The sequence below is a fragment of the Stenotrophomonas sp. SrG genome, from assembly GCF_050031795.1.
Lineage (GTDB): Bacteria > Pseudomonadota > Gammaproteobacteria > Xanthomonadales > Xanthomonadaceae > Stenotrophomonas > Stenotrophomonas rhizophila_A.
In genome coordinates, this window is the sequence record NZ_JBNBBE010001627.1 from 1 (window position 1) to 232 (window position 232).

Genomic DNA, 232 nt, shown 5'->3' on the forward strand with positions numbered 1-232 from the left:
TGCCAGGGCCGGGCCAGCATCACCGCTGGCCTGTTCGGCGGCAGGGGTGGCTGCGCGCGGATCGGGCAGTCGGTCATCAGTGTGTCCTCCGGCGGGCGTGGCCGGTTGTCCTGCCTGGGGGCAGGCGTGCTGCTGTGGCTGCTGGTGGTGGACGGCGACGAATGGGTGCGGCGGCTTCCCATGGCCGCGGTGGTGGCGGTGGTGGTGATGGTCTGCGGCGGGAGCGTCCAGT

The 232-nt window shown here is 72.8% G+C and carries 1 protein-coding gene; it reads left to right on the forward strand.

Annotation, left to right across the window (positions count from 1 at the left end):
- On the forward strand, positions 1-232 hold a 232-nt coding region (locus tag ACQG3P_RS24875), incomplete at both ends, for a SulP family inorganic anion transporter (RefSeq protein WP_426806536.1).